The following is a 26982-nucleotide window of genomic DNA, read 5'->3' on the forward strand; positions in this document are numbered from 1 at the left end:
GGACGATGCCGAAAAGACAATCGGATTCAGACGCCTGGAAAAACATTCCGATCAAGTGGACGCCTCCCTCATCTTCGGAGAGGATGGCACTATGTGGGGTAAAGTCGGGCAATGCTCATGACAGTCAATCGAGCCACGGCGGCCAGCGTCGAACAGAACGCGGTCGTCGAAGCCAGAAAGCTGGGACTGACCTTCCAGACCAATGACGGCCCGGTGCGGGCGCTTTCCAACGTCGACCTGACCATCAACAAGGGTGAGTTCGTCTCCTTCATCGGACCTTCGGGCTGCGGCAAGACGACGTTCCTGCGCGTCATCGCCGATCTCGAGAAGCCGACGGAAGGCTCGATCTCGATCAACGGCATGTCGCCGGAGCAGGCGCGCGAGGCGCGCGCTTACGGCTATGTGTTCCAGGCGGCGGCACTGCTGCCGTGGCGGACGATCGAGCGCAATGTCGGCCTGCCGCTCGAGATCATCGGCCTGTCCAAGGCCGAGCAGCAGGAGCGCATCAAGCGCACGCTCGACCTGGTCAACCTCTCCGGCTTCGAGAAGAAGTACCCCTGGCAGCTGTCCGGTGGCATGCAGCAGCGCGCCTCGATCGCGCGCGCGCTCGCCTTCGACGCAGATCTTCTCTTGATGGACGAGCCGTTCGGCGCGCTCGACGAGATCGTGCGCGACCATCTGAACGAGCAGCTTCTGCAGCTGTGGCGGCGGACCAACAAGACGATCTGCTTCGTCACCCACTCGATCCCGGAGGCTGTGTACCTGTCGACGCGCATCGTGGTGATGTCGCCGCGCCCCGGCCGCGTCACCGACGTGATCGAATCGACCCTGCCGCGCGAGCGGCCGCTCGACATCCGCGAAAGTCCGGAGTTTCTGGCGATCGCGGCCCGCGTACGCGACGGCCTAAGGGCAGGGCACAGCTATGACGACTGACATGGGGTTCGAGGATCCTCGCGCGTCGAGGATCACGACGTTGAACGTGAACGGTGAGACCGTCCTGCGCGTGCCGCCGAGCCGCAACGCATTTGCCTTGGCCTTTCTGATGGTGTGGCTGGGCGGCTGGACTGTCGGCGGAGCAATGGCATTTAGTCAGCTATCGTCTGGAGCGGCACAAGGTGGGGCGCAATGGTTCCTGGTGTTCTGGATGTGCGCGTGGGCCGTGGCCTGGGTTACTTCAGCCGGTACTCTCGTCTGGCAGGTTTTTGGCATGGAGGTGATCGCAGCCACGAGCACTGCCCTGATGCATTCGTACCGTGTGTTCCTATGGTCGCGGACCCGTAGGTTCAATCCTGCGTCGATCACCAAGCTTCGCTGGAACGAAGGGTCCGGATCGCAGTGGAGCCGTCATGGAACGCCGTCATCCGTGGCCTTCGACTACGGCGCCAAGACAATCCACATGGTCAAAGGCGTGGATTCCGGGGAGGGCGACTACATCGTCAGTGCCCTGCGGCAGCGCCTGGGGCTCGAGGGGAGGCGTCCATGAACATGATCGTGGAAGCCGTCGTCGACGGCAGCAAATCACTGGGGCTCTGCTAGATGGACCGTCTTCGAGACAAGATCATCCCGGTGCTGTCGATCCTCGCCGCACTCGTGGCCGTCTGGTACGTCGCGGCCGTGTTCATGAACGCGCCGTTCCAGCGCGACCTCGACCGGCGCGCCGGCGAGACGCCCACGACGATGGAGTTCATCGGCAAGACGCTGTCGCAGCCGAAGCCGACGATGCCGGCGCCGCACCAGGTGGCGCAGAACTTCTTCGAGAACACGTTTCTCAGGAAGGTCACCAGCAACCGCAGCCTCGTCTACCATGCGTGGGTGACGCTGTCGTCGACGCTGCTGGGCTTTGCCTTCGGCACCGCGCTCGGCATCCTGATCGCCGTCGGCATCGTGCATGTGCTGGCGCTCGACCGCAGCCTGATGCCGTGGATCATCGCCTCGCAGACCATCCCGATCCTGGCGGTGGCGCCGATGATTATTGTCGTGCTGGCGGCAATCGGCGTTACCGGGCTGATCCCCAAGGCGATGATCTCGACCTACCTGTCGTTCTTCCCCGTTGCCGTCGGCATGGTGAAGGGCCTGCGCTCGCCCGAGATCATGCATCTCGACCTGATGCACACCTACAATGCGAGTGCCTCGCAGACCTTCTGGAAGCTGCGCGTGCCGGCATCGGTGCCGTTCCTGTTTGCCTCGATGAAGGTGGCGGTGGCGGCGAGCCTCGTCGGTGCCATCGTCGGCGAATTGCCGACCGGCGCGGTTGCCGGCATCGGCGCCAAGCTGCTTGCGGGGGCCTACTACAGCCAGACCATCGATATCTGGGCGGCACTGGTCGCCGGCTCGGTGGTGGCGGCGATGCTGGTGGTGCTTGTCGGGCTCGTCGGCAAGCTGGTCGAACGGTCCATGGGCGGGAGGCCGGCATGAGTTTTTCCAGACTGTCCTGGCAGGTCGGGCTGGCGCTGGCGCTGTGCGCCGTGGCCATGACCACGATGCCGATGCTGGCGGCCGAGGCCGCAGCACCGATGTCGAACGGCACGTCGACCTTGATCATCGGGCTCATCGCGTTGAGCGCCGTCGCCTCCTTCGCCATGTTTTCGGGCGCCGCCAGCGCCGCCGTGCTTTTCATTGGAGCGCATGGCGCCGCCTGGCTGCTGATTGCGGGCATTGCCGGCAACGAAGGCATGGCGCGCATGCCCTATTTCCTGCTGCTGGCCGCCGCATGGCTGCTCGCCTGGCGTTGCGTGGCACTGCTGTCGGCGATGAAGCCGGCGCGGCGGCAGGTAAAGACCCTGCTCAGGCTCTTGATCCCGGCGATCTTCGGCGCCTGGATCCTGATCCTGTGGGAGGCGGTGACGCGCGGCGCCGGCATCCCGTTCATCCTGCTGCCGCCGCCGAGCTCGGTCGCGGCCCGCATCGCCGGTTCCCTGCCGATCCTCGCGGCCGACGTGCAGCAGACGATCTTCAAGGCCGTGCTGTTCGGCTATGTCGTCGGCTGCGGGGCGGGGTTCGTGGTGGCGATCCTGGCCGACCGGGTGGCCTTCCTGCGCCGGGGGCTCCTGCCCATCGGCAACATGGTGTCGGCGCTGCCGATCATCGGCGTGGCGCCGATCATGGTGATGTGGTTCGGCTTCGACTGGCAGTCGAAGGCGGCCGTGGTTATCATCATGACCTTCTTTCCGATGCTGGTGAACACTGTGGCGGGGCTGACGGCATCCGGGCACATGGAGCGCGACCTGATGCGCACCTATGCGTCCAACTATTGGCAGACCCTGTTCAAGCTCAGGCTGCCGGCCGCGGCCCCGTTCATCTTCAACGCGCTCAAGATCAACTCGACGCTGGCGCTGATCGGCGCCATCGTGGCCGAATTCTTCGGCACGCCGGTCGTCGGCATGGGCTTCCGCATTTCGACCGAGATCGGGCGCATGAATGTCGACATGGTCTGGGCGGAGATCGCTGTTGCGGCTCTGGCCGGCTCACTCTTCTATGGCGTGGTCGCCCTCGCGGAGAGGGCTACCACATTCTGGCATCCGTCCGTCCGTGGTGGACGGGCGTGACCTAAGCTCCGGGGGCGGGGCCGCGGTCCAACTTCAGAGGGAAAAGAAGATGAAAAGACTTGTGGTTTCACTGATGGCGGGGGCGATGTCGCTGGCCGCGGTGCAGGCGATGGCAGCGGAGAAGGTGACGCTGCAGCTCAAATGGGTGACGCAGGCGCAGTTCGGCGGCTACTACGTCGCCAAGGACAAGGGCTTCTACGAGGAGGAAGGCCTCGACGTCGACATCAAGCCGGGCGGTCCCGACATTGCGCCTGAGCAGGTGATCGCCGGCGGCGGCGCCGACGTCATCGTCGACTGGATGGGCGGCGCGCTGGCTGCCCGCGACAAGGGCGTGATGCTGGTCAACATCGCCCAGCCGTTCAAGAAGGCCGGCATGCAGCTGGTCTGCCCGAAGGACGGCCCGGTCAAGACCGAAGCCGACTTCAAGGGCCGCACCCTCGGGGTCTGGTTCTTCGGCAACGAATATCCGTTCTATGCCTGGATGAACAAGCTCGGCATTCCGACCGAGGGCGGCAAGGATGGCGTGACCGTGCTGAAGCAGAGCTTCGACGTGCAGCCGCTGATCCAGAAGCAGGCCGACTGCATCTCGGTGATGACCTACAACGAGTACTGGCAGCTGATCGACGCCGGCTACAAGCCGGAAGACCTGACCGTCTTCAACTACTCGGCCATGGGCGTCGACCTGCTCGAGGACGGCCTCTACGTGATGGAGGACAAGCTCAAGGATCCGGCCTTCGAGGAGAAGATGGTCAAGTTCGTCCGCGCCTCGATGAAGGGCTGGAAGTATGCCGTCGACAATCCCGACGAGGCGGCCGGCATCGTGGTCGAGAATGGCGGCCAGGACGAGAACCACCAGAAGCGCATGATGGGCGAGGTGGCCAAGCTCATCGACAACGCCGACGGCAAGCTGATCGAGGCGGCCTACGCGCGCACCGCCAAGGCGCTGCTCGACCAGAAGATCATCACCAAGGAACCCTCGGGGGCCTGGACCGCGGCCATCACCGACAAGGCCATCAAGTAAGCGCTTGCCTGGCACCGGCGGATCTTTGCCGGAAATTGCCCCTCACCCTTACCCTCTCCCCGTGAAGAACGGGGAGAGGGGACGTCCCCCGTCAGTTCAGCGAGTTTCATGCCTCAGCTGATCTGCGAGCGCCCATGCGTTTGACCGCAATGTTTCGAGGCGATCGTTCTCAGCCTTGGACGGCTGTCCATCCTGGCGAAGCACCAGATCGGTCAGCGACCCCATGCCGCCAAAGAGGTCGAGAAATTGCGTCAGGCCATATGCATCCGAGCGGGCCACTGTGTCGGCGGCCCGCTCAACTCTGATTGACCAGAAATCCTCGCCATTTTGTTTAAGCAATCGCTGCAACTCACGCATTGCCTCGAGGAGAGCCTGAACATCGGGAGCCATGCGCGCTACTTTGCCAGCGTGTAGAAGGTCAGCGTGCGGGGCTCGCCCTTGGAATAGTTCATGCCCTCGATGCGGCCGAGCTCCCTGAGCGCCGCCGCTCCGCCCGGCACGGCGTCGAGGAAGCGCTTGGTTTCGGCCACCGAGACGACCGCGATGGTGCAGGCCGGGTCCTGGGCGAGCGCTTCGGCCGCGCCCTTGCCGTTGGTGAGCAGCGTATCTGTGCCGGCCAGGAAGACGAGGCTCGGCTCGCCATAGCCGGCCGACACCAGCCGCGAGGTCGGGCAGGTCTTCAGCTGCTCGAATTGCCCGGCGATCTGCGGGCTGAGCCACAGGGGCCGGAGCGGCGGCAGCACCTTCCAGGTGAGGACGCCGAACGCTGCCGCAGCGGCGGCAGCCGCAAAGCCGGTGCGCCGGAGCGGCGACATGTCCTTCGGCATGCCGGCGCCGAGGGCGGCTGCGACCAGAACCAGCAGGCCGGCAAGCTGGCCCCACAAGGAATACTGGCCGAGGAAATAGGGCGTGACCCCGGTGGCGATCGCCGCCAGGCCGGCGCTGACCCCGATCACGCCGAACGCGCAGGCGCGGCGCAGCCAGAGCTGCCAGCGCGGCTGGACGATGCCTGATGCCGCCGGGTCGGTCAACGACCAGGCCATCAGCAGGATCAGCGCCGGATAGGCCGGCAGCGCATAGTGCGGCAGCTTGGTCGGGATGAGCTCGATGGCGATCCAGTAGGGCAGGTACCAGGCGAGGCAGAACAGCAGCCGCGGATCCTCGCGGAAACGGTTGAGCGCCTTGAACCCGCCGTCCAGCGCCGCCAGGGCGAAGGGCCACATGAACACCGAGTAGGTGAGGAAATAGTAGCCGGGCGGGAAACCGTGGGATTCCTGGCCGGAGCCGACTTTGCTGAGCAGATCCTTGCCGACCGATTCCTGCCAGAAGGCAGCACCCGTCTTGAGCGTGATCAGCACCAGCCATGGCGCGGCGACGAGCAAAGTGAGCAGGATGCCGGTCAACGGCCGCAGCCGGCGCAGCCAGGAGCGGTCGCGGTCGAGGATGGCGATCGCCGCGACCGTCAGCAGGCTCATGAAGGGCACGACCGGTCCCTTGATGAGGAGCGCCAGGCCCTGTGCCGCCCAGAACAGCCAGTTGGCGCTGCCCTGCGGCCTGCCGGCACGATGGCCGAGATAGACCGCGGCGAGCGCGCCGTGGGCGAGGAGGGCCGTGGCCAGCAGCGTGGCGTCGGTCTTGGCGATGCGCGCCTCGATGCCGAGCACCAGTGCGCCGGCGAGGCCGAGCCCGGCGATCAGGCCGGCGGTGCGGCCGAACATGCGGTCGCCGATGAAGGCGAGCGCCAGCACCGAGAACGTCCCGGCAAGCACGGAGACGAGCCGGTAGACCCAGATCGGCGCATCGCTGCCCTGGCCGCTGACCAGCACTGCCGCAGACTGCAGCCAGTAGATGCCGGCCGGCTTCTTGTAGCGCGGCACGTCCTGGAAGCGGATGTCGACATAGTCGCCGCTCTCGACCATCTGCTTGGTGGCCTGGACGAAGCGCGACTCGTCGCGGTCGGTCGGCGGCAGCGTGGCGATGCCCGGCGCGAAGGCGAACAGGCAGAAGACGGCGAGCAGCAGATAGTTGAGCGGCGTCAGTGCCTTGCGCTGCTTCTCGGAGAAATTGATTCCGGCGTGTTGCATGCCACCGGTCACTCCGTCTGCGCCATGGCGGCGCGGCGCTCATTGGCGATCAGCCAGAGATTGCGGATGTAGATGAACAGGCCGAGCCCCTGGCCGGCGATGAACACCGGGTCCTGCCGCTGGATGGCGTAGATCAGGAGCAGGGCGCCGCCGCCGAGCGAGAAGAACCAGAAGGCGACCGGCACGACCGAGCGCTTGGCGCGTTCGGAAGCAAGCCACTGCACCACGAAGCGCATGGTGAACATGCCCTGGGCGATGAAGCCGAGCAGGATCCAGCCGTCGAACTGGGCGACGAAGACGTCGTGCAGCCAGGTGCCGAGTTCGGAAATGAAGGTCATTGGCCAAGCTCCGTGACCGTCGGTACGACCCTGCGGCGGCGACGCAGCCACCAGACCCCGGTGAGGTCGAGGATGCCGCGCAGGCCGCGATCGAGGATGCCGTAGTTGGATTTGCCGTGTCGGCGCGAGCGGTCGACGACGTCGACATGGACGACGCTACGGCCCTCGCGGATGACCAGCGCCGGCAGATAGCGATGCCAGCCGTCGAAATAGGGCAGCTGGCGGAACAGGTCCGTGTGCAGCGCCTTGAGCCCGCAGCCGGAATCGCGGGTGCCGTCGCGCAGGATGCGTTCGCGCAGGCCGTTGGCGAAGCGCGAGGAGAACTGCTTGAGCCTGGTGTCGGTGCGCTTGAGCCGCTGGCCGGCGGCGATGCCGACCTTGGGGCCCGCCGCGGCAAGCGCGTCGGCGAGCTTGGGCAGGTAGGCGGGGTCGTTCTGGCCGTCGCCGTCCATGGTCACGACGATGGCGCCCCTTGCGGCGAAGACGCCGGACCGGACCGCCGCACTCTGGCCGGCCGAGCGATCATGCCGAACGTGGCGCAGGCGGCCGGCGGAACCGGCAAGGTCGGCGAGCACCTGGGGCGTGCGGTCGGTCGAGCCGTCGTCGACGACGATGACCTCGTAGTCGCGCCCGTCCATCGCCGCGTGGACCTCGCCGATCAGGAGCGGCAGGTTGTCGGCCTCGTTCTTGCACGGAATGACGATCGATATCATCAGCTTGCCTGGAGAATGTCGGAACTATGCGGGGAAATGCGCGGCCTCAATAGCATCAAAGCCGCGCCTTTGCCACGGTTCCGGGTTTCCGCAGGGGAAGGATCAGCGCTTCTCCCGGATGTCGGTCAGGGTGCGCATCGGCGTGATGGCCTCGGGATCGAGCTTGATCTCGATGATCGACGGCTTGCCGCTCGAGCGCGCGCGTTCGAAGGCGGCGGCGAACTCGTCGGTCTCGCGCACCGTCTCGCCATGGCCGCCATAGGCGCGGGCAAGGGCGGCGAAATCCGGGTTCTTGAGATCGGTCGCCTCGACGCGGCCGGGATATTCGCGCTCCTGGTGCATGCGGATGGTGCCGTAGATGCCGTTGTTGACGACGATCACGATGATCGGCAGGCCGTATTGCACGGCGGTGGCGAATTCCTGGCCGTTCATCATGAAGCAGCCGTCGCCGGCAAAGGCTATGACCTCGCGCTCGGGGAACAGGCCCTTGGCGGCGACCGCGGCAGGGGTACCGTAGCCCATCGAGCCTGAGGTCGGCGCGCCTTGCGTGGCATAACGGCGGAAGCGGTGGAAGCGATGCACCCAAGTGGCGTAGTTGCCGGCGCCGTTGGTGAGGATGGCGTCCTCGGGCAGCACCTTTTCCAGCCAGTTCATGATCGGACCCATCTGCACCGCGCCCGGACCGGTGAGCGGCGGCGTCGACCATTCGAGATAGGCGGAGTGCAGCGCCTTGGTGGCCTCGGCCCATGCCGGCCTGGCGGCGGGCTTGCGCCTGGCGAAGGCCTCGACGAAGGCCGCCGGCGACGCGTTGATGGCAATCGTCGGGCGATAGACGCGGCCGAGCTCGTCGGCGTCGGCATGGACGTGGACCAGCTTCTGGTCCGGGTAGGGGCTCTTGATGAGCGTGTAGTCCGACGACGGCATCTCGCCGAAGCGGCCGCCGACCAAAAGCACGACGTCGGCCTCCTTGATCGCCTTGGCGATCTTCGGGTTGACGCCGATGCCGACGTCGCCGGCGTAGTTGTCGTGCAGGTGGTCGAACAGCATCTGGCGGCGGAAGGAGACGCCGACCGGCAGCGACCAGGCCTCGGAGATATTCTTCATGCGCTCGACCGCCTCGGCGTTCCAGCGCGTGCCGCCCAGGATGACGAACGGGTTCTTCGCGCCGTTGAGCAGGGCTTCGAGCTTTGCCAGCTCCTGCTCGCCCGGATGTGTCTCGACCGGCGTGGCGGGCAGGGCAGCCGGGGCCTCGACCTCGCTGGTCAGCATGTCCTCGGGCAGCGAGATGACGACGGGGCCGGGACGGCCCGACGTGGCGACCGAGAAGGCGCGCGTGACCAGTTCGGGGATGCGCGCGGCGTCGTCGATCTCGACCACCCACTTGGCGATGTCGCCGAAGAAGCGGCGGTAGTTGACCTCCTGGAAGGCCTCGCGCTCCTTGGCGTGGCTCGCCACCTGGCCGATGAACAGGATCATCGGGATCGAATCCTGCATGGCGATGTGGACGCCGGCCGAGGCGTTGGTGGCGCCGGGGCCGCGGGTGACGAAGCAGATGCCCGGATTGCCGGTGAGGCGACCGTGGCAATCGGCCATCATGGCAGCGCCGCCTTCCTGGCGGCAGACGATGCTGCGGATCCTGGAATCATGCAGCGCGTCGAGCACGGCGAGGTAGGACTCGCCCGGCACGCAATACATGCGGTCGACGCCATTGGCTTCGAGGGCCTCGACGATCAGCTTTCCGCCGGTCTTCATTTTTCGGTCTTCTCCAGTTCGGCAAGGATTTCCGCGGTGTGTTCGCCGAGCCGCGGCGAGGGGCGGGAGTAGGAAAGCGGTGTCTCGGACATGACCATGGGCGCGCGCACCGAAGGCAGCTTGTTGCCGTGGCCGTCGTCGAGGTCCATGCGCATGCCGCGGGCAATCGCCTGCGGGTCGGCGAAGGCCTGGCCGATGTTGTTGATCGGGCTCGCCGGCACGCCGGCCTTTTCGAGGGCCGACAGCAGCGCCTCGCGCCCGAAGCCTGCGAGGGCCGCGATCATCTTCTCGCGCAGCGCGACGCGGTTGGCGACGCGGGCCGAGTTGGTGGCAAACAGCGGGTCGGTGGCGACGTTCTCGAGGCCGACGACGGCGCAGAACTTCTGGAACTGGCCGTCATTGCCGACGGCGAGGATGAAGTGCCCGTCCTTGACCGGCAGCACCTCGTAGGGCGCGATGTTGGGATGGGCGTTGCCCATCTGCACCGGCGGGTTGCCCGAAACCAGGTAGTTGAGGTTCTGGTTGGCAAGCACGGACATCTGCGCGTCGAACAGCGCCATGTCGATGTGCTGGCCCTGGCCGGTGGCCTCGGCGTGGCGGAGCGCGGCCTGGATGGCGATGACCGAATAGAGACCGGTGAAGATGTCGGTGACGGCGACGCCGACCTTCTGCGGCTCGCCGCCGGCGGGGCCGGTGATCGACATCAGGCCCGACATGCCCTGGACGATGAAGTCGTAGCCCGCGCGCGGCGCGTAGGGGCCGGACTGGCCGAAGCCGGTGATCGAGCAATAGACCAGCTTCGGGTTGATCTTTTTCAGGCTCTCATAGTCGAGGCCGTATTTCTTCAGGCCGCCGAGCTTGAAGTTCTCGATCAGCACGTCGGCGCCGGCGACCAGCTTGCGCACCACCTCGGCACCCTCGGGCGTCGAGAAGTCGAGCGCGATCGAGCGCTTGCCGCGGTTGCAGGAATGGTAGTAGGCGGCCGACAGGTTCTCGCCGTCATGGCCGGTGACGAAGGGCGGGCCCCATTTGCGGGTGTCGTCGCCACCGTCGGGATTTTCCACCTTGATGACGTCGGCGCCGAGGTCGGCGAGCAGCTGGCCGGCCCAGGGGCCGGCGAGGATGCGGGCGAGTTCGATGACACGGACGCCGCTAAGGGGCGGATTGCTCATGAGGCACCACAGTTCATTTCGGTCGGGCCACGCTCTATCAGGAGTCCTTATGTCCCGCCACCACGTTGCAATGGGCCAGTTGTGCCGTTCATGTGGGCAAGGCGCCATCCAGCCAGGCGGCAAAGTCCTGCATGACCACGTCGCGGTTCACCTCGTTGAGGCTTTCGTGGCGGGTCTCGGCGTAAATCCTTGAAACGAGATTCGAAAAGCCCATCCGGCGCATGCGCCGGGCAAGCGCCTCGACGGCCTTGCCGCCGTCGGTCGCCGGGTCGCGGGCGCCGCCGACGAGGTTGAAGGGCAGGTCCTTGCGCACGGAGGCGAAATTGCGGTCGTCGGCGCCGGTGAAGACCAGTTCGAAGATATCGCTCCACATCGAGACCGAAGCATCCCAGCCGCAGAGCGGGTCGGCGACATAGGCGTCGACCTCGGCGGGATCGCGCGACAGCCAGTCGAAATCGGTGCGGCGGCTCGCGATCTTCCTTGCCCAGTCGCCGAAGGTGAGTTTCGGCAGGATGCGGGAGGGGACGTCGGAGCCGAGCCGGAAGCGCTCGAAGGCGAGGATCGCCTGGGCCAGCCGGCCGAGCAGGCCAGCGGAGAAGTTGGCGTTCCAGACGGCCGCGGCGGCGACGCGGCCGGAATGGCGGAGCACGAAATTGAGCGTAATCAGGCCGCCCATCGAATGGCCGAAGATCACCACCGGCAGGCCGGGATGGTCGGCGGCGATGCGGTCGTGGACGGCGAGCACATCCGCCAGCACGAGGTCGACGCCGCCCTTGGCGGCGAAGCGCCCGGTGGGGGCATCCGGCGCCCGGGTCGCGCCATGGCCGCGGTGGTCGTGGGCGTAGACGTGAAAGCCGCGCGCAGCGAGGAAATCGGCGAAGCGGGCATAGCGCGCGGCATGCTCCGCAAGCCCGTGGTTGACCTGTACCACGGCCCTGGCCGGCGCCTCGGCGCGGCGCATGTGAAGGTTGAGCTGCGCTCCGGTGGGCGCGGCGAGCGTGATGAAGTTGTCGAACGGCATTTTTGGTCCCCTGGCAGGACTGTTGAGGGACAAGACCGCAATCGTCAAGCTTGCCGGGCGCGCCGCACAGCGACGATGTCAGGAGCCGTCAAGGGTGGCCTTGCAGGCCCAAAGTCAGCCCATATATTTCGCTTACCTTCCAGGCCGGTCCGTCCCCGCCGTCCGCGTCTTGCATCCTCCGAACCGCAAGTGACCGCCATGCAGCCGATTATCTCCGTTTCCAATCTTTCCAAGACCTATGCGTCCGGATTCACGGCGCTGAAGAACATCAACCTGGACATCCGCCGCGGCGAGATCTTCGCGCTGCTCGGCCCCAACGGGGCGGGCAAGACGACGCTGATCAGCATCATCTGCGGCATCGTCAACCCGTCCGAGGGCAAGGTGCTGGCCGACGGCCACGACATCATCACCGCCTATCGCGCCGCGCGCTCGCGCATCGGGCTGGTGCCGCAGGAACTGACCACCGACGCCTTCGAGACGGTGTGGGCGACGGTCAGCTTCAGCCGCGGCCTGTTCGGCAAGCCGGCCAACCCGGCGCTTGTCGAGAAGATCCTCAAGGATCTGTCTCTGTGGGAGAAGAAGGACAGCAAGATCATGACGCTGTCGGGCGGCATGAAGCGGCGCGTCATGATCGCCAAGGCGCTGTCGCACGAGCCGCAGATCCTGTTCCTCGACGAGCCGACCGCGGGCGTCGACGTCGAGCTCCGGCGCGACATGTGGGAGGTGGTGCGCTCGCTGCGCGAGACCGGCGTCACCATCATCCTCACCACCCACTACATCGAGGAGGCCGAGCAGATGGCCGACCGGGTGGGGGTGATCTCCAAGGGCGAGATCATCCTGGTCGAGGAAAAGGCCGAGCTGATGCGCAAGCTGGGCCGCAAGCAGCTGACGCTGCAGCTGCAGAACCAGCTCGACAGCCTGCCGGCGGCGCTCGCCAGCCACGGGCTGGAACTGGCCGAGGGCGGCCACGAGATCGTCTACACCTACGACACGCAGGGCGAGCGCACCGGGATCACGGCGCTGCTCAAGGATCTCAACGACAACGGCATCCGCTTCAAGGACCTGCAAACCAAGCAGAGCTCGCTCGAAGAGATCTTCGTCAATCTGGTGAGGGAACGGCGATGAACATCTATGCGATCCGCGCGATCTACCTGTTCGAGATGGCACGCACATGGCGCACGCTGCTGCAGAGCATCGTTTCGCCGGTGATCTCGACCTCGCTCTATTTCGTCGTGTTCGGCGCGGCCATCGGCTCGCGCATCAGCGAGATCAACGGCATCAGCTACGGCGCCTTCATCGTGCCGGGGCTGATCATGCTGTCGCTGCTCACCCAGAGCATCTCCAACGCCTCCTTCGGCATCTATTTCCCGAAATTCGTCGGCACGATCTACGAACTGCTCTCGGCGCCGGTGTCCTACATCGAGATCGTCATCGCCTATGTCGGGGCGGCGGCGTCGAAGTCGATCATTCTCGGGCTCATCATACTGGCGACCGCCTCGCTGTTCGTGCCGCTCAGCATCGCGCATCCCTTCTGGATGCTGGTCTTCCTGGTGCTGACGGCGGTGACCTTCAGCCTGTTCGGCTTCATCATCGGCATCTGGGCCGGCAGCTTCGAGCAACTGCAGTTCGTGCCGCTCCTGATCGTGACCCCGCTCACATTCCTGGGCGGCAGCTTCTATTCGATCGACATGCTGCCGCCGTTCTGGCGCGCGGTGTCGCTGTTCAATCCGGTGGTCTACCTCGTCAGCGGCTTCCGCTGGAGCTTCTTCGGCGTCTCCGACGTCAATGTCGGCATCAGCCTCGGCATGACGCTGGTGTTCCTTGCCGCGTGCCTGACCGCGGTGTGGTGGATTTTCCGGACGGGCTGGCGGATCAAGGTCTAGGCAGGCCGGTCCAGCTGGTCCGCGACGCGGCGCGGAGGCATATTTCGGACGGCGTGCGATCAAGTCCCGCCGACTTCGATCTTCAGCCATTTCTGGAACGCCTTCATGGACGGCGTTTCCGGCCGCGATTTCAGATGCGTCAGCCAATAGCTGCCGGTCGCGACTGCCGTGCTGAACGGCTGGGCGACGCGGCCTTGCTGGATTTCCCGGGTGAACATGGCGACAGGCACGAGCGCAATGCCTGCGCCCTGGGCGGCAGCCTCGACCAGCGAGAGCGACGAATCGAACATCCAGCCGCGCAGGGCGGGCGGCTCCAGGCCGGCAATACCGAACCACAGCGCCCACTCATCCCTGCGGTAGGAGCGCAGCAGTTCCTCGCCGGCGAGGTCTGACGGGCTCGCCAGCCGTGCTGCGATCGACGGCGAGCAGACGGGGGAGAGCGGGGCATCCATCAGGTGGGATGCGTCGGTGCCGTGCCATGCGCCGTCGCCGAAGCGGATGAAGAAATCCAGGCCGTCGAGGAGCATGTCGGCGCGGTTGTTGTTGGTCTTCAGCCGCAGGTCGACGTGCGGGTGCTGCTGCTTGAAGGACGTCAGGCGGGGCAGGAGCCAGCCGATGGCGAAGGTCCCGACGACGCCCACCGTCAGGATCTCGCGAAAATTGCCTTCCTCGAACTGGCTGAGGGTGGCGCTCATGCGGCGGAACGCGTCGGTAAGCACCGGCAGCAAGGCATGGCCCTCGTCGGTCAGGGTCAGTCCGCGCGGCAAGCGCTTGAACAGCGTCGCGCCCAGCGTCTCCTCGAGCGCCTTGACCTGATGGCTTATCGCCGTCTGCGTTACCCGCAATTCGAGGCCTGCGCGGGTAAAGCTGCCGAGCCGGGCAGAGGCCTCGAAAGCGCGCAGGGCGTTGAGGGGCAGTTGCGAAACTTCCATGCGAAGCAATTCTCCAAGACCAAGTTTTTCTCATGCCTGAGCAGAGAATTGATCGTTTGGCGAGGGGCAAGTTCCCGCGTATCGGCTTTGGGAGGCGGCGGACAATTGCAACAGCGAGTATAGTTATGAGAAATATTGGCCTTCCCACCGTCGGAATCCTGATGGCCGGCAGCCTGCTATTCGGCGCATCGGCACAGGCCGCGGAGGATGCCGACGCGGCAACGCTTCGACGTGTCGTTGACGAGGCGATCCGGCCGGTGCTGGAGGAAAACGGCGTGCCGGGAATGGCCGTGGCGGTGACCGTCCGGGGGAAGAAGCATGTCTTCAACTACGGCGTCGCCTCGAAAAAGGGCGGACAGAAGGTCTCCGAGAACACGATCTTCGAGATCGGCTCGGTCAGCAAGACCTTTACCGCGACGCTTGGTGCCTATGCGCAGGCGCAAGGGAAGCTGTCGCTTGGCGACCGGGCGAGCAGATACCTGCCAGGGCTTGCCGGCAGCAGTTTTGACCAGGTCAGCCTGCTCGATCTCGCCACCTATACGGCGGGCGGGCTGCCGCTGCAGTTTCCGGACGGCGTCTCCAGCGAGACGATGGTCGACTACTACAAGGGCTGGCGCCCCGACTATGCCGCAGGCAGCACCCGGGTCTATTCGAACCCGAGCATCGGGCTGTTCGGCCATCTTGCCGCAAAGAGCATGGGCGCGCCCTTCGACGAGCTGATGGAGCAAAGGCTGTTCCCGATGCTAGGCTTGGCAAGCACCTACATCTCGGTGCCCAAGGCGCGGATGGGCGACTACGCCTTCGGCTATTCGAAGGCCGGCAAACCTATCCGGGTGTCGCCGGGCGTGCTGGATTCGGAAGCCTATGGCGTGAAGACCACCGCCGCCGACATGATCCGCTTCGTCGAGGCGAACATGGATGGCTCGGGGCTGGACGAAGCGCTGCAGCGCGCGATGGCCGCGACCCAAACCGGCTACTACAAGGTGGGCGACACGACGCAGGGGCTGGGGTGGGAGATGTACGCCTATCCCGCCAGCCTGGAGCGGCTGCTTGCCGGCAATTCGACGCAAATGGCGCTCGAGCCCAACACGGTGACCAAGCTTGCGCCGCCGCAGCCGATGCAGGGCGACGTGCTGGTCAACAAGACCGGCTCGACCAGCGGCTTCGGCGCCTATGTTGCCTTCGTTCCCTCCAAAGACATCGGCATCGTCATGCTGGCGAACAGGAACTTCCCGATCCCTGCAAGGGTGAAGGCCGCGCACCGGATCCTGCAGGCGCTGGACGGGCAGTCCGACTGAGGGTTTGGTGGGGAAAACAAGCGCCTCGCCCTGCGCCGCGCCGGTGCGCGGCGGGGTGCGAACCTGGCATGTGGTGGCGGCGATGCCCGAAAGCATTTGCCGTTTCGGGCTGGATCGCCTACATAGCGGCCAACTCTCCACCAACTGAGCAGCAGGATACGCGCGCGTGGCACGCCAGTTCATCTATCACATGGCGGGACTGACCAAGTCCTACGGCACCAAGAAGGTGCTGGATAACCTCAACCTGTCGTTCTACCCGGACGCCAAGATTGGCATCCTCGGCCCGAACGGCGCCGGCAAGTCGACCGTGCTGAAGATCATGGCCGGCCTCGACAAGGAATGGTCGGGAGAGGCCTGGCTGGCCGAGGGCGCCACCGTCGGCTACCTGGCGCAGGAGCCCAAGCTCGATCCGAACAAGACCGTGTTCGAGAACGTCATGGAAGGCGTCGCCAAGAAGACGGCCATCATCGAGCGCTACAACGAGCTGATGATGAACTACTCGGACGAGACCGCCGACGAGGGCGCGCGTCTGCAGGACGAGATGGACCGCCTCAACCTGTGGGACCTGGAACAGCAGGTCGAGATGGCGATGGACGCGCTGGGCTGCCCGCCCGGCGATTCCGAGGTCACCCAGCTGTCTGGTGGTGAGCGCCGCCGTATCGCGCTGTGCCGCCTGCTGCTCGAACAGCCCGACCTTCTGCTGCTCGACGAACCGACCAACCACCTCGACGCCGAGACCACCGGCTGGCTGGAAAAGCACCTGCGCGACTATCCGGGCTCGGTGCTGATCATCACCCACGACCGCTACTTCCTCGACAACGTCACCGGCTGGATCCTCGAGCTCGACCGCGGCCGCGGCATCCCCTACGAGGGCAACTACACCAAGTACCTGGACGCCAAGGCCAAGCGCCTGATCCAGGAAGGCCGCGAGGACGACGCCCGCCAGAAGGCGATCTGGCGCGAGCGCGAGTGGATTTCGTCCTCGCCCAAGGCACGCCAGACCAAGTCGAAGGCGCGTATCAAGGCCTATGAGGAACTGGTCGAGCAGTCGCAGAACCGCAAGCCGACCGACACGCAGATCGTCATTCCGTCGATCGAGCGCCTCGGCAACCGCGTCATCGAGGTCGAAGGCCTGAACAAGGGCTACGGCGACGAGCTGCTGATCGAGGACCTGGCCTTCAGGCTGCCGCCCGGCGGCATCGTCGGCGTCATCGGCCCGAACGGCGCCGGCAAGACCACTCTGTTCCGGATGATCACCGGCCAGGAGACGCCCGACAGCGGCTCGATCCATGTCGGCGAGACCGTCAAGCTCGGCTATGTCGACCAGAGCCGCGACGCGCTCGACCCGAACAAGACCGTCTGGGAAGAGATCTCCGGCGGCGCCGAGGTCATCAAGCTCGGCAAGCACGAAGTGAACAGCCGCGCCTATTGCTCGTCGTTCAATTTCCGCGGCGGCGACCAGCAGCAGAAGGTCGGCAACCTGTCGGGCGGCCAGCGCAACCGCGTCCACCTCGCCAAGATGCTGAAGAACGGCGGCAACGTGCTTTTGCTCGACGAACCGACCAACGACCTCGACACCGAGACGCTGGGCGCGCTCGAGGACGCGCTCGAAGCCTATGCCGGCTGCGCCGTCATCATCAGCCACGATCGTATGTTCCTCGATCGCATGGCGACCCACATGCTCGCCTATGAGGGCGACGCCCATGTCGAGTGGTTCGAAGGCAACTTCGAGGAATACGAGAAGGACAAGGTCCGCCGTCTCGGCGCGGAGGCAACCACCCCGCACCGCATGACCCACAAGCGCCTGACGCGCTAAGCTCCCGAACTTCCAGCGCCCCGCCAAAAGCGGGGCGCTTTCATTTTGGAGGTGGGGCTACCCGCCGCTCAACCCATCAATGCGGCAATGCGGGCCGGATCGGGCTCGCGGGCGAGATCGAACATCTCGGCGTGGAAGCCGCCGAGGCTTGCCTTGTCCTTGAGGGCGATCGGGAAGTTGTGCTTGCGGCAGGGCACGCCGATCCTGCGGCTTGCGGGGGCGATCGCGGCGAGCATGGCCGCGTGGTCGACGTCTTCCCGGCAGCCCGTGCTGTAGAGGAGATAGCTGGGCGTCTCCAGCGGCAAGCGACAGTTGCACAGCGCATCAAACGCGCCGACCCGCAGGCCCTTCGCCATCGATCCCGGATGCCAGGTAAACCTGCCGCCGACGCTGATCGCCCGGTCCGCGGCCATGAGGTTGCCGGCTCGTATGGCGGGAAAGCCGCCCATGCTGGTGCCGTAGGTGACGATCGACCGGTAGCCGCGCCGGTGGGCGAGGTCGCCGACGCGCAAGGCCAGGTCGTGCAGCGACGCGGCATACCCCTCGATGCCGCCATCGAAGAACTCGCGCCGGGGATCGGCAAGCTGCAGGAAGTCGTGCCCGGCGTCGTCCAGATCCTGGAGGAACAGCGACGCGCCCATCATGATGAAGCCATGCTTGGTGGTGAAGCCGACGACGAGATTGGGGGCGCCGCGCCCGGCCGAGTAGAGATTGACGTGGGGTGCGATTTCGGTGCGCGAGAAGCGCGTCAACGGCGGTTCGGCGGAACTCATCAGGCCGAAACGGACGAGATTCTTCGATATGCCGCGCGGCAGCTTCAACCCAAGGCCGGGGGAGGCCGCCTCGGCCGCGACCTCGGTGGCGGATCGCCTGCGGAACCTAAACACGCGCGGCCGAGATGAGCGCCGCGAGTTCGCCGACGTTGGCGCAGCCGTTGACGGCTTCCTCGTCGAGCAGGACGCCGAAGCGCTCCTCCAGCCCCATGACGTATTCCATGACGGTGAGGCTGTCGACGTCGAAGGAATCTATCGGATCGGACAGTATCTGCGCATCCGAAATACCAGCGCCGTGGCTCGAGCTGTTCAGGCCGGCAATGTCGCGGAACATCTCGACGCAGGCACGGCCAATATCTTCAGTCATGGATGCTCACTCGCGCATATTCGGGGAAGCTGAAGGCGTAGTCCCCGGTCCTCATCCTGATTGCACCGATGGTGAAACGCCGTGCGTTGGCCGCCAATGCCTTGATCAGGCTGCGCCAGATGGCGAGGGTCGCCGGCTTTCCCAGGCAGAGGTGGCGTCCCCTGCCGAACAGCAGATCGGCCTCGTCTTCGGAGACGTGATAGGCGGTCGCGTCGATCATCAGCCGGACGCGCTGCCCCTTGCCCACGACCAGGCCGCCGATTTCCAGGTCCTCGGTGGCTACCCTCTCGATGAAGGGGACGCCGGTCGAGGGCAGGTCGTCGGGATAGACGATCTCATCCAGGCGCTTGCCGGGGTTGCGCGACAGGGTGTGCCACAACGACAGGGCAATCGAGCCGATGAGGGCGTCGTTGCCAAGGATGTTCATGGCGACGGCGATCTCCGGCGTCGTCGGCAGCCGGGCCTGCTGCCCGGCAAAAGCGCAGGTCATGGCCGCCACCTGCTCATTCACGCCCTTGCGGCGGTTGAGGCTCATGGTCATGTCGAAGACCTGCGAGACATTCATGTGCTCGACGAGTTCGGATTGCGCCAGGCCGAACCAGAGCGAGAACAATCTGTCGAAGACCGGCATGGCCACGTCGTGCACCAGATCGACTTCGCGTCCGGCGGTGAAGGTCTCGCTTGCCAGCGCCGCGATGAAGTCTTCGATGGCACGCAGCTTGCCGCGCGAATCCGCGCCAATGACCGACGCGACCTGTCCGCGGAGATGGCGGTGATGGTCGCCCTCGTTGGCCAGCGGCACATGGTGTAGTGCGGCAATGCTCGCATCGAAATTTATCGTGGTGCGGTCTGCTATCTGGCGGTAATGGTCAGCAAAAGCGATGACCTTGAACCGATCCGACCGAAATATCTCTGCGATGAGGTCTTTGTCGAAAACACAGATGCACCTTAGCTGTTCGTCGAAACGAAACGGCTGCATGGCTTTATATGCATCAGCTCTATCAGGGTCGTGATGAATTTTAAGCATTGGCTACTGCCGGGTATGTAATTCACCCCTCGTAGCGGATTCAATTTGGTGGCTCAAGCGTGTTCGCGTATTTCGTGCATGAGCTTTCACGAATTCAGCGGAAAGTTGGTATTCAAATGCATGAAGGCCGATGATGATGGCCATGCGAAACCGATTCCGAAATTGCAGGCCATGCGCTAGACGTCAGTAGGATTGTGCAGGCGGTATTGCATTGACCGCACGAGAATTGGACGGACAGTATTTCATGCATCGCGTCATCATCAGCGGCATCGGCGTCGAAATCCCCGAGGCCTCTATCAGCAACGACGAACTGGTCGACAGCTTCAACGCCTGGGTCGAAACAGAAAATGTGAAGCGCGAGGCGACCGGGCAGGAGCCGCTGGCGAAGTCCGACAGCGACTTCATCGTCTATGCCTCGGGCGTGAAGCGCCGGCACGTGCACACGCTGGACGGCATCCTCGACCCCGAGCGCATGGCGCCGCGCATTCCCGCGCGTGCCGACGACGCGCTGTCGGTGGAAGCGGAGTTCGGGGTCGCTTCGGCGCGCAAGGCTCTCGACCATGCGGGGCTCACCGGCGCCGACATCGACATGGTGATCTGCGCGGCCTCGCACCAGCAGCGGCCCTATCCGGCGATCTCGATCGAGATCCAGAAGGAACTCGGCATCGAGGGCGCGGCCTTCGACATGAATCTCGGCTGCTCCTCGGCGGCAGCGGCGCTGCATGTCGCCTACAATCTGGTGCGCGCGGGCGGACAGAAGCGCGTGCTGATCGTCACGCCCGAGATCATCACCGGACACCTCAACTTCCGCGACCGGCAGACGCATTTCATCTTCGGCGACGCGTCGGTGGCACTGGTGGTCGAGGCGCTCGGGCCGAAGGAGACGCGGCCCGGCCGCTTCGAGATCCTCGACACGCGCAACTGGACGCAGTTCTCCAACAACATCCGCACCAATTTCGGCTTCCTGCTGAGGGCAGGGCAGGAAGGCACCTCCGTCGTCGAGATGGAGGGCAACATGATCAAGCAGGTCGGCAACAAGGTGTTCAAGGAGGTGACGCATGCGGCGCACCGCTTCATCACCGCCTTCCTGGCCGACCACGGCATGACGCCGTCGGACGTGCGCCGCTACTGGCTGCACCAGGCCAACGCGCGCATGAACGCGATGATCCTGAAGCTGGCGCTCGGTCACGAGGCCGGCCAGGACACCGCGCCCATGGTGCTCGAACGGCTGGGCAACACGGCCGCCGCTGGCGCCATCGTCGCGCTCAAGGAAAACCACGAGGACATGAAGGCGGGCGACCACGGGCTGATCTGTGCCTTCGGCGCCGGCTATTCGATCGGTGGCGCGCTGGTCAGGATGATGTAGCGATCAAAGCCAGTGATGTGAAAGATCAGGCTTTTTGTCTGGATTTCCAGAAGGATGCGGGCCAAAGCTGCGGCCCGATACCGAGAGGCGAAAGATGCTCGATCCGACGATGCACCGCGAAGGCGAACCCGAAATCCTGCCCGGCAGGAAGCTCACCGCCCGCGTCGCCGGCGTCTATACGGCGCCTTTCGACCATTTCGTCACCCGGGTGGTGGAGACGCTGCCCCTGGGTTTCGAGGGCATCGAAGGCGACTACCATGCCGGCCACACCCGCCGCTCGGGCGGGCGCGAGCCGTGGTATCCGCGCGGCACCGAGATGCGCAACGAGCGGCAATTGTCGATCGTTGCGCCCGACGAACTTGCCATCATCGCCGAGCGCATGGGGCTCGCCGAGGTCCGGCCGGAGTGGATCGGGGCCAATCTCCTGCTCGAAGGCGTGCCGATGCTGTCGATGCTGCCGGCAGGCACGATGCTGTTCTTCAAGGGCGGCGTGACCGTGAAGATCGACGGCCAGAACGCGCCCTGCCGGCTCTCCGGACGCTCGGTTGCCGAGCATGCGCGCATGGCCGACCAGGATGCCGGCTCGCTGCTGTTCCCCAAGATGGCTCGCCGCCTGCGCGGATTGGTTGCCTGGGTCGAGAAGCCGGGCGTGATCAGCGCCGGCGAGGAGGTCAGCGTGCGCGTGCCGGAGCAGTGGATCTATCGGGCTTAGCGAGGCAATGTGGCGGACCCGGTGATCGAAGCCGTATTCGGCTTCTTGATCGTGGTGACCTTGTAGATTTTTCCCGTCTTGTCACAGGTCGTCCAGTCGCCGACCTGGACGCCCTTGTCGAAGTGGCCGGAACGCAGCTTCGTGCCGTCCTTGCGGAACCATTCCCAGTAGCCTTGGCCTTGCCGTCGCGCAGCTGGCCGACGACCCAGAGGCTGCCGTCCTTGTGATGGTGGCGGTAGGGTTCTTCTGCCATGCGTCGCCTCCTTGTGCTGAACTGGCCGGGGAGGAAATCAGGGATGGCGCCTGCGGGCAATGGGCCAGATCGAAGGCGACATGCAGGCCGCACACTGGTCTGCGCGGTCTAGGATTTGTCCCTTGCGTCGACGCGGTCCGCGGCGGATTCCGCCCGGCACAGCCGCATGAAGGCCCATGCGAGCAGCGACAGGACCCCGAGCATGATCGCGGTGTTGGAGATGTATTTCATCGCGTAGGACGGATTGCCGAGGGGGGCGACGGCAAAGGCCAGGGCGGCGTTGACCACGAGGGCGGCGCCTGCCGCCGCCAGCACGTGCCTTTGCGTCCAGGCCGCGCGGCCGGAAAAATGGAGCAGGAGCATTCCGGCCAGGAGAAGTGCCGCGGCGGACAAGGCGAGCCCTGGCCAGCTCGGCGACGACAACGTGTGCACGATCAGCGCTGCCAACGCGAGCAAGCCGATGAACGAGGGCCGCGGCACCCAGCCGTCTGCGAGGCCGGAGCGCCGGGGGATTGCGAAGGCGGCGACGGCAAGCAGCAATGCGATCGCCCCCGCGGTCGCCAGTTGCGTTGGCGTCGCCATGAACTGCTCGGTCTCAAGATGGTCGTTGAAGACGAGGGCGGCCGCGATCAGGTAGAGGGCCACCATCACGGCTATGCCAGGCTTGCCGAGCCAGGGGCGGCGGGCAAGCCTGGGCACGCAGGATTCGACCACGGCGATCGGCGCGGCGAAGCTCCAGATGATGTGCCCGCCGACGAAGTCCAGCACATGGTTGGCGCTTACCCCGAGGCCTTGGACAAGCGTAGGCTGCCGCTCGGCGTCCCAGTAGGGAATATCGACCTCGCCGCCATATTCGGGATTGAACAGGCTCTGGTCGATCAGCCCCGCCTGGACCAGCCCGAAGGCGCCGCCGAGCAGCAGGATCGACGGCCAGCCCCGCCCGGCCCGCCGCGCGAACTCCCGGATGAGCAACGCGACGGCTCCGTATAGTGGCCCGAGGATAAGCAGCCCCGCGAGCATCTCCAGCGGATTGCCGATGCTCTCGGCGTAGCCGATCAAATATTCGGCGCAGATCGGAGACAGGAAAAAAAGGCCGACAACCGCCGGCAAGCGTTGCATCCGCGGCGGCATCGGGAACTCCATGGTCATCTGTTATTAATGGAGCGCATGCTCTATTTATGACTATGGCGCCTCGGGCTGTCAATGGATACATCTGGACCCAATGCGAACCGTCGATCCCGAGAAACATGCCCTGAAGCGGGCAAACATCGTCGCTGCCGCTGCCGCGGAGTTTGCCGCCAACGGCGTGGACGGCACGTCGACCGCGGCGATCTGCAGGCGTGCCTGCATCGGTTCGGGCACGCTGTTCCATTACTTCCCGACCAAGCGCGACATCTTCCACGCCGTGTTCAGCGACGATTTCGAGCGCAGTGCCGCAATCTACGAGGAAGCGGTGACCGCAGTTCGGGCGGAGGCAGGCCTTGAACTGCTGGTGGATCACCTCGTGGTCAGCCTGGCGGACCCGCTGGCGCCCGGCCTGATGGCGGCTGCGGTGCTGCAGGCCTATCGCGACGAGGAGTTTGGCCGCCTGCTCGCCGGCGACGAAGCCAGGTTGAGGGCCGCCTTGACAAGCCTGCTGGAGCGGATGGCCGCCGACGGGCGCCGACTGGCATTCGGTCCGGACCGGACGGCCCGCTGGATCCAGCGGTTGTTCGACGCGAGTTTCCTGGCGACCGGCGATCGTGATTACGATCCGAGCGCTCAGGCCACCGAACTGAGAAAGACCGTCGACTGGCTGACGGGCCGCCAAGGGTCCTGATGGGCAGGGATGGCGCCGGTCGAGCGATCGGCCTCCGACCGCCAGCAGGCTGGCCGAAGATACGCGGCGCTTCAGGTGGCCTGCTACACATCCTCGTCGTCGGCATCGAGCAGTCGCGTGGCGCGCCAGCGGGTGAGGGTGGCGTTGATCTGGTCGACGACGAAGAAGCGGGCGGAATCGCGATCGTAGCCCTCGGACAACAGCTTCTCGTAGTCGGTATGAGCGTGGCGGACATGGGCGACGGTGGCGAGCCAGACGGCGATCGACGGCGGCAGCGTCTTCATGTGCACGGCGAGCGCATCGGCGCGGATGACCTCGGTGTCGGCGTAAGGCGCGAGCGGCAGCAGCGCGGTCAGCGACTTGGCCACGGCGCGCTGGCGACCGGTGGGGGCTGCCATGGTCAGGCTTCCTTGTTCGGACGCATGGCGTCCGGGAAGGCGTCGACCGAGGCGAAATAGGGCTTCAGGTCGATGACGGGCGTGCCGTCTAGCGCATCGATGGCGTCGATCTCGACGATTCCCCGGTCGACGTCGAGCGACACGACGCGGGCGACATGCAGGCCGACCGGGTTCGGTCGGGCCGGCGAGCGAAGGGCAAAAACGCCTTTGGCGTCAGTGGCATGGCGCGGTTTCTGGACAATCAGATTCCGCGGCGCCTGCTCGAACCAGCTGAGCACCACGACATGGCTGAAGCCGCCGAGACCAGCGAGGCCGGCACGATAGGGCACGTCGACCGTGACGGTCGCACCGCCGCCCTTTTCGCGCGCGGCATCCATGTTCTTGGGGCAGTCCTCGCGCCGCTTCCACGGCGAGCGGATGCGGCCGATGAAGGCCAGGCGGGCATCGTTCGCCTCGGAGGCCGGATCGCCCGAAAGTGCGACTTCGCCCTCGCGCTGCTCGAACATCTGCATGATGACCTCCCACGGCCGCGCCATTTTCTTGCCCGCATGCGACATTGGGCGTTGCAATCGCTCTCTGTGTCACATAAAGATATGTTTATGTCTTTTGGCAAGAGATAAACCGATGCACGTGACGCTCGATACGATGGTAGATACCTTGAAGGCGGCAGCCGAATCCAGCCGCCTACGCATCCTGACGCTGCTTTCCCGCGGCGACCTGACGGTGTCCGATCTTACCGAGATCCTCGGGCAGTCGCAGCCGCGCGTATCGCGCCACCTCAAGCTCCTGCTCGAGGTCGGGCTGATCGACCGCTACCAGGAGGGGTCCTGGGCGTTCTTCCGGCTTTCCGATGCGGATCAGGAACGAGGTTTCGTGCAGGGGCTGGTCGCCGGCATCGACAGGGGCGACGGCCAGGTCACGCGCGACCTGGAGCGGCTCGGCGACGTCAAGCGCCGGCGCCAGGAGCGGGCGGCGCACTATTTCAGCGCCAATGCGGCGAGCTGGGATGAAATCCGATCGCTGCATGCGCCGGACCGTGCGGTCGAGGCGGCCCTGCTCAAGCTCGTCGGCAAGCGGCCATTCCAGTCGATGCTCGACCTCGGCACCGGCACCGGCCGCCTGCTCGAGATCTTCGCGCCGCTCTACCGCCGGGGCGTCGGCATCGACATGTCGCGCGAGATGCTGACGGTCGCCCGCGCCAATCTCGACAAGGCCGGCATCGCCAACGCGCAGGTGCGCCAGGGCGACATCTTCTCGCCGCCGGTCGAGCGCGACGCCTTCGACCTCGTCACCATCCACCAGGTGCTGCACTATCTCGACGATCCGGCCCGCGCCATCCAGGAGGCCGCGCGCCTGCTGCGCCCCGCAGGGCGGCTGGTGATCGTCGACTTCGCCCCGCATGGGCTCGATTTCCTGCGCTCCGAGCATGCGCACCAGCGGCTCGGCTTCTCCGACCGGCAAATCGCCGACTGGCTGGCGGAAGCCGGCCTGGAGCTCGAGGACACGCAGGAATTCGAGCCGCGCAACTCGGCCAAGGCGAGCCTGACGGTGAAGCTCTGGCTGGCACGCGACAAGCGCCTGTTGATCGCCGACCCCAATCCTGAAATCCAAGCCGCGAGGGAAACCGCCTGATGAACCAGTACAATCTTTCCAGGCGCTCCGACATCGGCAACAAGATCCGCGTTTCCTTCGAGTTCTTCCCGCCCAAGAACGACGACATGGAGGCACGCCTCTGGGACACGGTGACCCGGCTGGAGCCGCTCAGGCCGCAGTTCGTGTCGGTGACCTACGGTGCCGGCGGAACGACGCGCGAGCGCACCGCCCGCACCGTCAAGCGCATCCTCGACGAAACGACGCTGACGCCGGCGGCGCACATGACCTGCGTGGACGCCACCCGCGAGCAGGTGGACCAGGTGATCGCCGAGTTCGCGGCAATGGGCGTGAGCCGCTTCGTGGCGCTGCGCGGCGACCCGGCCGAGGGCGTGGGCGCGGCCTACCAGCCGCATCCGGGCGGCTATGCCAACGGCGCCGAACTCGTCGGCGCGCTGAAGGCCCAGGGCGACTTCGACATCTCTGTGTCGGCCTATCCGGAAAAGCATCCGGAGAGCCCCGACTTCGCCACCGATTTCGACATGCTCAAGCGCAAGGTCGACAACGGCGCGACGCGCGCTATCACCCAGTTCTTCTTCGACAACGACCTCTACGAGCGCTACGTCGAGCGCGCCCGCAAGGCCGGCATCTACATTCCGATCGTGCCGGGCGTGCTGCCGGTCCACAGCTTCGCCCAGGTGGCCAACTTCTCGGCCCGCTGCGGCGCGCATGTGCCGAAATGGATCGCCGAGCGCTTCGAAGGGCTGGACAAGGACCCCCAGACGCATGCGCTGGTGGCGTCCGCGGTGGCTGTCGAGCAGGTGCTGGACCTCGTCGAGCGCGGCGTCAACGACTTCCATTTCTACACCATGAACCGGGCCGACCTGGTGGTCGCGGTGTGCCACATGATCGGCATCCGCCCGCAGCCGGCGGTGCAGGGCTCGGCCGCGGCCTGAGGGCGCGGCCCCGAATCAAAAAGGCCGGGAGGGTGATCCCGGCCTTTTCGAAGCTTCCACCTTGGAGGTGTCATCGTCTTCCGCCGTCAAGCGGCCTTATGGAAGAACTCCAACAATCAGCGCGGCTATGAAGGCAAAGGCCGCGC

At 65.5% G+C, this 26982-nt stretch carries 28 protein-coding genes; 14 read left to right on the top strand and 14 right to left on the bottom strand.

What is annotated here, in order from left to right; all coding sequences use genetic code 11:
* The first annotated feature begins 111 nt into the window (after window positions 1-111).
* The 5 genes from AmiPiv_RS17080 to AmiPiv_RS17100 are packed head-to-tail and all read left to right on the top strand — an operon-like array spanning window position 112 to window position 4566.
* Window positions 112-933 carry an ABC transporter ATP-binding protein gene (locus AmiPiv_RS17080; RefSeq protein ID WP_340038690.1) on the top strand — a complete coding sequence of 274 codons (822 nt, stop codon included), beginning with the start codon at window positions 112-114 and terminating at the stop codon, window positions 931-933.
* Window positions 923-1483 (top strand): hypothetical protein, encoded by a 561-nt coding sequence (locus AmiPiv_RS17085; RefSeq protein ID WP_340038691.1) that lies wholly within the window; start codon window positions 923-925, stop codon window positions 1481-1483. The genes AmiPiv_RS17080 and AmiPiv_RS17085 overlap by 11 nt, the downstream gene beginning before the upstream one ends.
* A 53-nt stretch (window positions 1484-1536) precedes the next feature.
* Complete coding sequence (locus AmiPiv_RS17090; RefSeq protein ID WP_340038692.1) at window positions 1537-2415, top strand: ABC transporter permease; 879 nt, start codon at window positions 1537-1539, stop codon at window positions 2413-2415.
* Window positions 2412-3545 (top strand): ABC transporter permease, encoded by a 1134-nt coding sequence (locus AmiPiv_RS17095; protein WP_340038693.1) that lies wholly within the window; start codon window positions 2412-2414, stop codon window positions 3543-3545. Before AmiPiv_RS17090 ends, AmiPiv_RS17095 begins: the two co-directional genes overlap by 4 nt.
* 49 nt (window positions 3546-3594) lie before the next feature.
* A complete protein-coding gene (locus AmiPiv_RS17100) occupies window positions 3595-4566 on the top strand; it encodes an ABC transporter substrate-binding protein (protein ID WP_340038694.1) in 972 nt (323 codons plus the stop codon).
* 96 nt (window positions 4567-4662) lie between these two features.
* Here AmiPiv_RS17100 and AmiPiv_RS17105 read toward each other — a convergent pair whose 3' ends face one another.
* From AmiPiv_RS17105 to AmiPiv_RS17135, 7 genes are all read right to left on the bottom strand, one after another.
* Window positions 4663-4956 carry a DUF6966 domain-containing protein gene (locus tag AmiPiv_RS17105; RefSeq protein ID WP_340038695.1) on the bottom strand — a complete coding sequence of 98 codons (294 nt, stop codon included), beginning with the start codon at window positions 4954-4956 and terminating at the stop codon, window positions 4663-4665.
* Window positions 4957-4961: 5 nt separating this feature from the next.
* The gene (locus AmiPiv_RS17110) at window positions 4962-6650 is read right to left on the bottom strand and encodes an ArnT family glycosyltransferase (protein ID WP_340038696.1); all 1689 of its coding nucleotides are present in this window, start codon (window positions 6648-6650) and stop codon (window positions 4962-4964) included.
* Window positions 6651-6658: 8 nt separating this feature from the next.
* On the bottom strand, window positions 6659-6988 hold the full coding sequence (locus AmiPiv_RS17115) for a lipid-A-disaccharide synthase N-terminal domain-containing protein (RefSeq protein ID WP_340038697.1): 330 nt from the start codon (window positions 6986-6988) through the stop codon (window positions 6659-6661).
* Complete coding sequence (locus AmiPiv_RS17120) at window positions 6985-7701, bottom strand: glycosyltransferase family 2 protein (protein WP_340038698.1); 717 nt, start codon at window positions 7699-7701, stop codon at window positions 6985-6987. Before AmiPiv_RS17120 ends, AmiPiv_RS17115 begins: the two co-directional genes overlap by 4 nt.
* A gap of 102 nt (window positions 7702-7803) precedes the next feature.
* Window positions 7804-9453: a thiamine pyrophosphate-binding protein gene (locus tag AmiPiv_RS17125; protein ID WP_340038699.1), complete on the bottom strand. Its 1650-nt coding sequence runs from the start codon at window positions 9451-9453 to the stop codon at window positions 7804-7806.
* Window positions 9450-10625, bottom strand: a complete 1176-nt coding sequence (locus AmiPiv_RS17130; RefSeq protein WP_340038700.1) for a CaiB/BaiF CoA transferase family protein — start codon at window positions 10623-10625, stop codon at window positions 9450-9452. Before AmiPiv_RS17130 ends, AmiPiv_RS17125 begins: the two co-directional genes overlap by 4 nt.
* A gap of 88 nt (window positions 10626-10713) precedes the next feature.
* On the bottom strand, window positions 10714-11646 hold the full coding sequence (locus AmiPiv_RS17135; protein ID WP_340038701.1) for an alpha/beta hydrolase: 933 nt from the start codon (window positions 11644-11646) through the stop codon (window positions 10714-10716).
* Window positions 11647-11844: 198 nt separating this feature from the next.
* Here AmiPiv_RS17135 and AmiPiv_RS17140 point away from each other — a divergent pair, with 198 nt between their 5' ends.
* Both AmiPiv_RS17140 and AmiPiv_RS17145 read left to right on the top strand, forming a co-directional pair.
* Entirely contained in the window at window positions 11845-12771 is a 927-nt protein-coding gene (locus AmiPiv_RS17140; protein ID WP_340038702.1) for an ABC transporter ATP-binding protein, read from the top strand.
* Window positions 12768-13529 carry an ABC transporter permease gene (locus AmiPiv_RS17145; RefSeq protein WP_340038703.1) on the top strand — a complete coding sequence of 254 codons (762 nt, stop codon included), beginning with the start codon at window positions 12768-12770 and terminating at the stop codon, window positions 13527-13529. The genes AmiPiv_RS17140 and AmiPiv_RS17145 overlap by 4 nt, the downstream gene beginning before the upstream one ends.
* Window positions 13530-13588: 59 nt before the next feature.
* Here AmiPiv_RS17145 and AmiPiv_RS17150 read toward each other — a convergent pair whose 3' ends face one another.
* Window positions 13589-14461, bottom strand: a complete 873-nt coding sequence (locus AmiPiv_RS17150) for a LysR family transcriptional regulator (protein ID WP_340038704.1) — start codon at window positions 14459-14461, stop codon at window positions 13589-13591.
* Window positions 14462-14586: 125 nt separating this feature from the next.
* Here AmiPiv_RS17150 and ampC point away from each other — a divergent pair, with 125 nt between their 5' ends.
* Entirely contained in the window at window positions 14587-15759 is a 1173-nt protein-coding gene (gene ampC, locus AmiPiv_RS17155; RefSeq protein WP_340038705.1) for a class C beta-lactamase, read from the top strand.
* Between the two features lie 166 nt (window positions 15760-15925).
* On the top strand, window positions 15926-17575 hold the full coding sequence (ettA, locus tag AmiPiv_RS17160; protein WP_340038706.1) for an energy-dependent translational throttle protein EttA: 1650 nt from the start codon (window positions 15926-15928) through the stop codon (window positions 17573-17575).
* Between the two features lie 68 nt (window positions 17576-17643).
* Here ettA and AmiPiv_RS17165 read toward each other — a convergent pair whose 3' ends face one another.
* From AmiPiv_RS17165 to AmiPiv_RS17175, 3 genes are read right to left on the bottom strand one after another with little or no spacing between them, the layout of a single operon-like run.
* Window positions 17644-18462: a hypothetical protein gene (locus AmiPiv_RS17165; protein WP_340038707.1), complete on the bottom strand. Its 819-nt coding sequence runs from the start codon at window positions 18460-18462 to the stop codon at window positions 17644-17646.
* Window positions 18455-18715 carry an acyl carrier protein gene (locus AmiPiv_RS17170; RefSeq protein ID WP_340038708.1) on the bottom strand — a complete coding sequence of 87 codons (261 nt, stop codon included), beginning with the start codon at window positions 18713-18715 and terminating at the stop codon, window positions 18455-18457. The genes AmiPiv_RS17165 and AmiPiv_RS17170 overlap by 8 nt, the downstream gene beginning before the upstream one ends.
* Window positions 18708-19742: a hypothetical protein gene (locus AmiPiv_RS17175; RefSeq protein WP_340038709.1), complete on the bottom strand. Its 1035-nt coding sequence runs from the start codon at window positions 19740-19742 to the stop codon at window positions 18708-18710. The genes AmiPiv_RS17170 and AmiPiv_RS17175 overlap by 8 nt, the downstream gene beginning before the upstream one ends.
* 244 nt (window positions 19743-19986) lie before the next feature.
* On the opposite strand from AmiPiv_RS17175, the gene AmiPiv_RS17180 reads away from it, so the two are divergent.
* Together AmiPiv_RS17180 and AmiPiv_RS17185 are read left to right on the top strand one after the other, a co-directional pair.
* Window positions 19987-21108, top strand: coding sequence for a beta-ketoacyl-ACP synthase III (locus AmiPiv_RS17180; protein WP_340038710.1), 1122 nt, complete (start codon window positions 19987-19989; stop codon window positions 21106-21108).
* Window positions 21109-21202: 94 nt separating this feature from the next.
* Window positions 21203-21820, top strand: a complete 618-nt coding sequence (locus AmiPiv_RS17185; RefSeq protein WP_340038711.1) for an MOSC domain-containing protein — start codon at window positions 21203-21205, stop codon at window positions 21818-21820.
* Between the two features lie 361 nt (window positions 21821-22181).
* On the opposite strand, the gene AmiPiv_RS17190 is transcribed toward AmiPiv_RS17185, so the two are convergent.
* Window positions 22182-23204: a hypothetical protein gene (locus AmiPiv_RS17190; protein WP_340038712.1), complete on the bottom strand. Its 1023-nt coding sequence runs from the start codon at window positions 23202-23204 to the stop codon at window positions 22182-22184.
* A 91-nt stretch (window positions 23205-23295) separates the two neighbouring features.
* Here AmiPiv_RS17190 and AmiPiv_RS17195 point away from each other — a divergent pair, with 91 nt between their 5' ends.
* On the top strand, window positions 23296-23892 hold the full coding sequence (locus tag AmiPiv_RS17195) for a TetR/AcrR family transcriptional regulator (protein WP_340038713.1): 597 nt from the start codon (window positions 23296-23298) through the stop codon (window positions 23890-23892).
* 83 nt (window positions 23893-23975) lie between these two features.
* Here the strand turns inward: AmiPiv_RS17195 and AmiPiv_RS17200 are convergent, their stop codons facing one another.
* Window positions 23976-24290: a DUF2293 domain-containing protein gene (locus tag AmiPiv_RS17200; protein ID WP_340038714.1), complete on the bottom strand. Its 315-nt coding sequence runs from the start codon at window positions 24288-24290 to the stop codon at window positions 23976-23978.
* 2 nt (window positions 24291-24292) lie between these two features.
* Window positions 24293-24796 (bottom strand): tRNA (N6-threonylcarbamoyladenosine(37)-N6)-methyltransferase TrmO, encoded by a 504-nt coding sequence (gene tsaA, locus AmiPiv_RS17205; protein WP_340038865.1) that lies wholly within the window; start codon window positions 24794-24796, stop codon window positions 24293-24295.
* Between the two features lie 118 nt (window positions 24797-24914).
* Between tsaA and AmiPiv_RS17210 the strand changes: the two genes are divergently transcribed.
* Together AmiPiv_RS17210 and metF are read left to right on the top strand one after the other, a co-directional pair.
* A complete protein-coding gene (locus AmiPiv_RS17210; protein WP_340038715.1) occupies window positions 24915-25922 on the top strand; it encodes an ArsR/SmtB family transcription factor in 1008 nt (335 codons plus the stop codon).
* Window positions 25922-26836 (top strand): methylenetetrahydrofolate reductase [NAD(P)H], encoded by a 915-nt coding sequence (gene metF, locus AmiPiv_RS17215; protein WP_340038716.1) that lies wholly within the window; start codon window positions 25922-25924, stop codon window positions 26834-26836. Before AmiPiv_RS17210 ends, metF begins: the two co-directional genes overlap by 1 nt.
* Window positions 26837-26982: the final 146 nt, after the last annotated feature.

The organism is Aminobacter sp. Piv2-1 (assembly GCF_037625995.1).
Classification (GTDB): Bacteria; Pseudomonadota; Alphaproteobacteria; order Rhizobiales; family Rhizobiaceae; genus Aminobacter.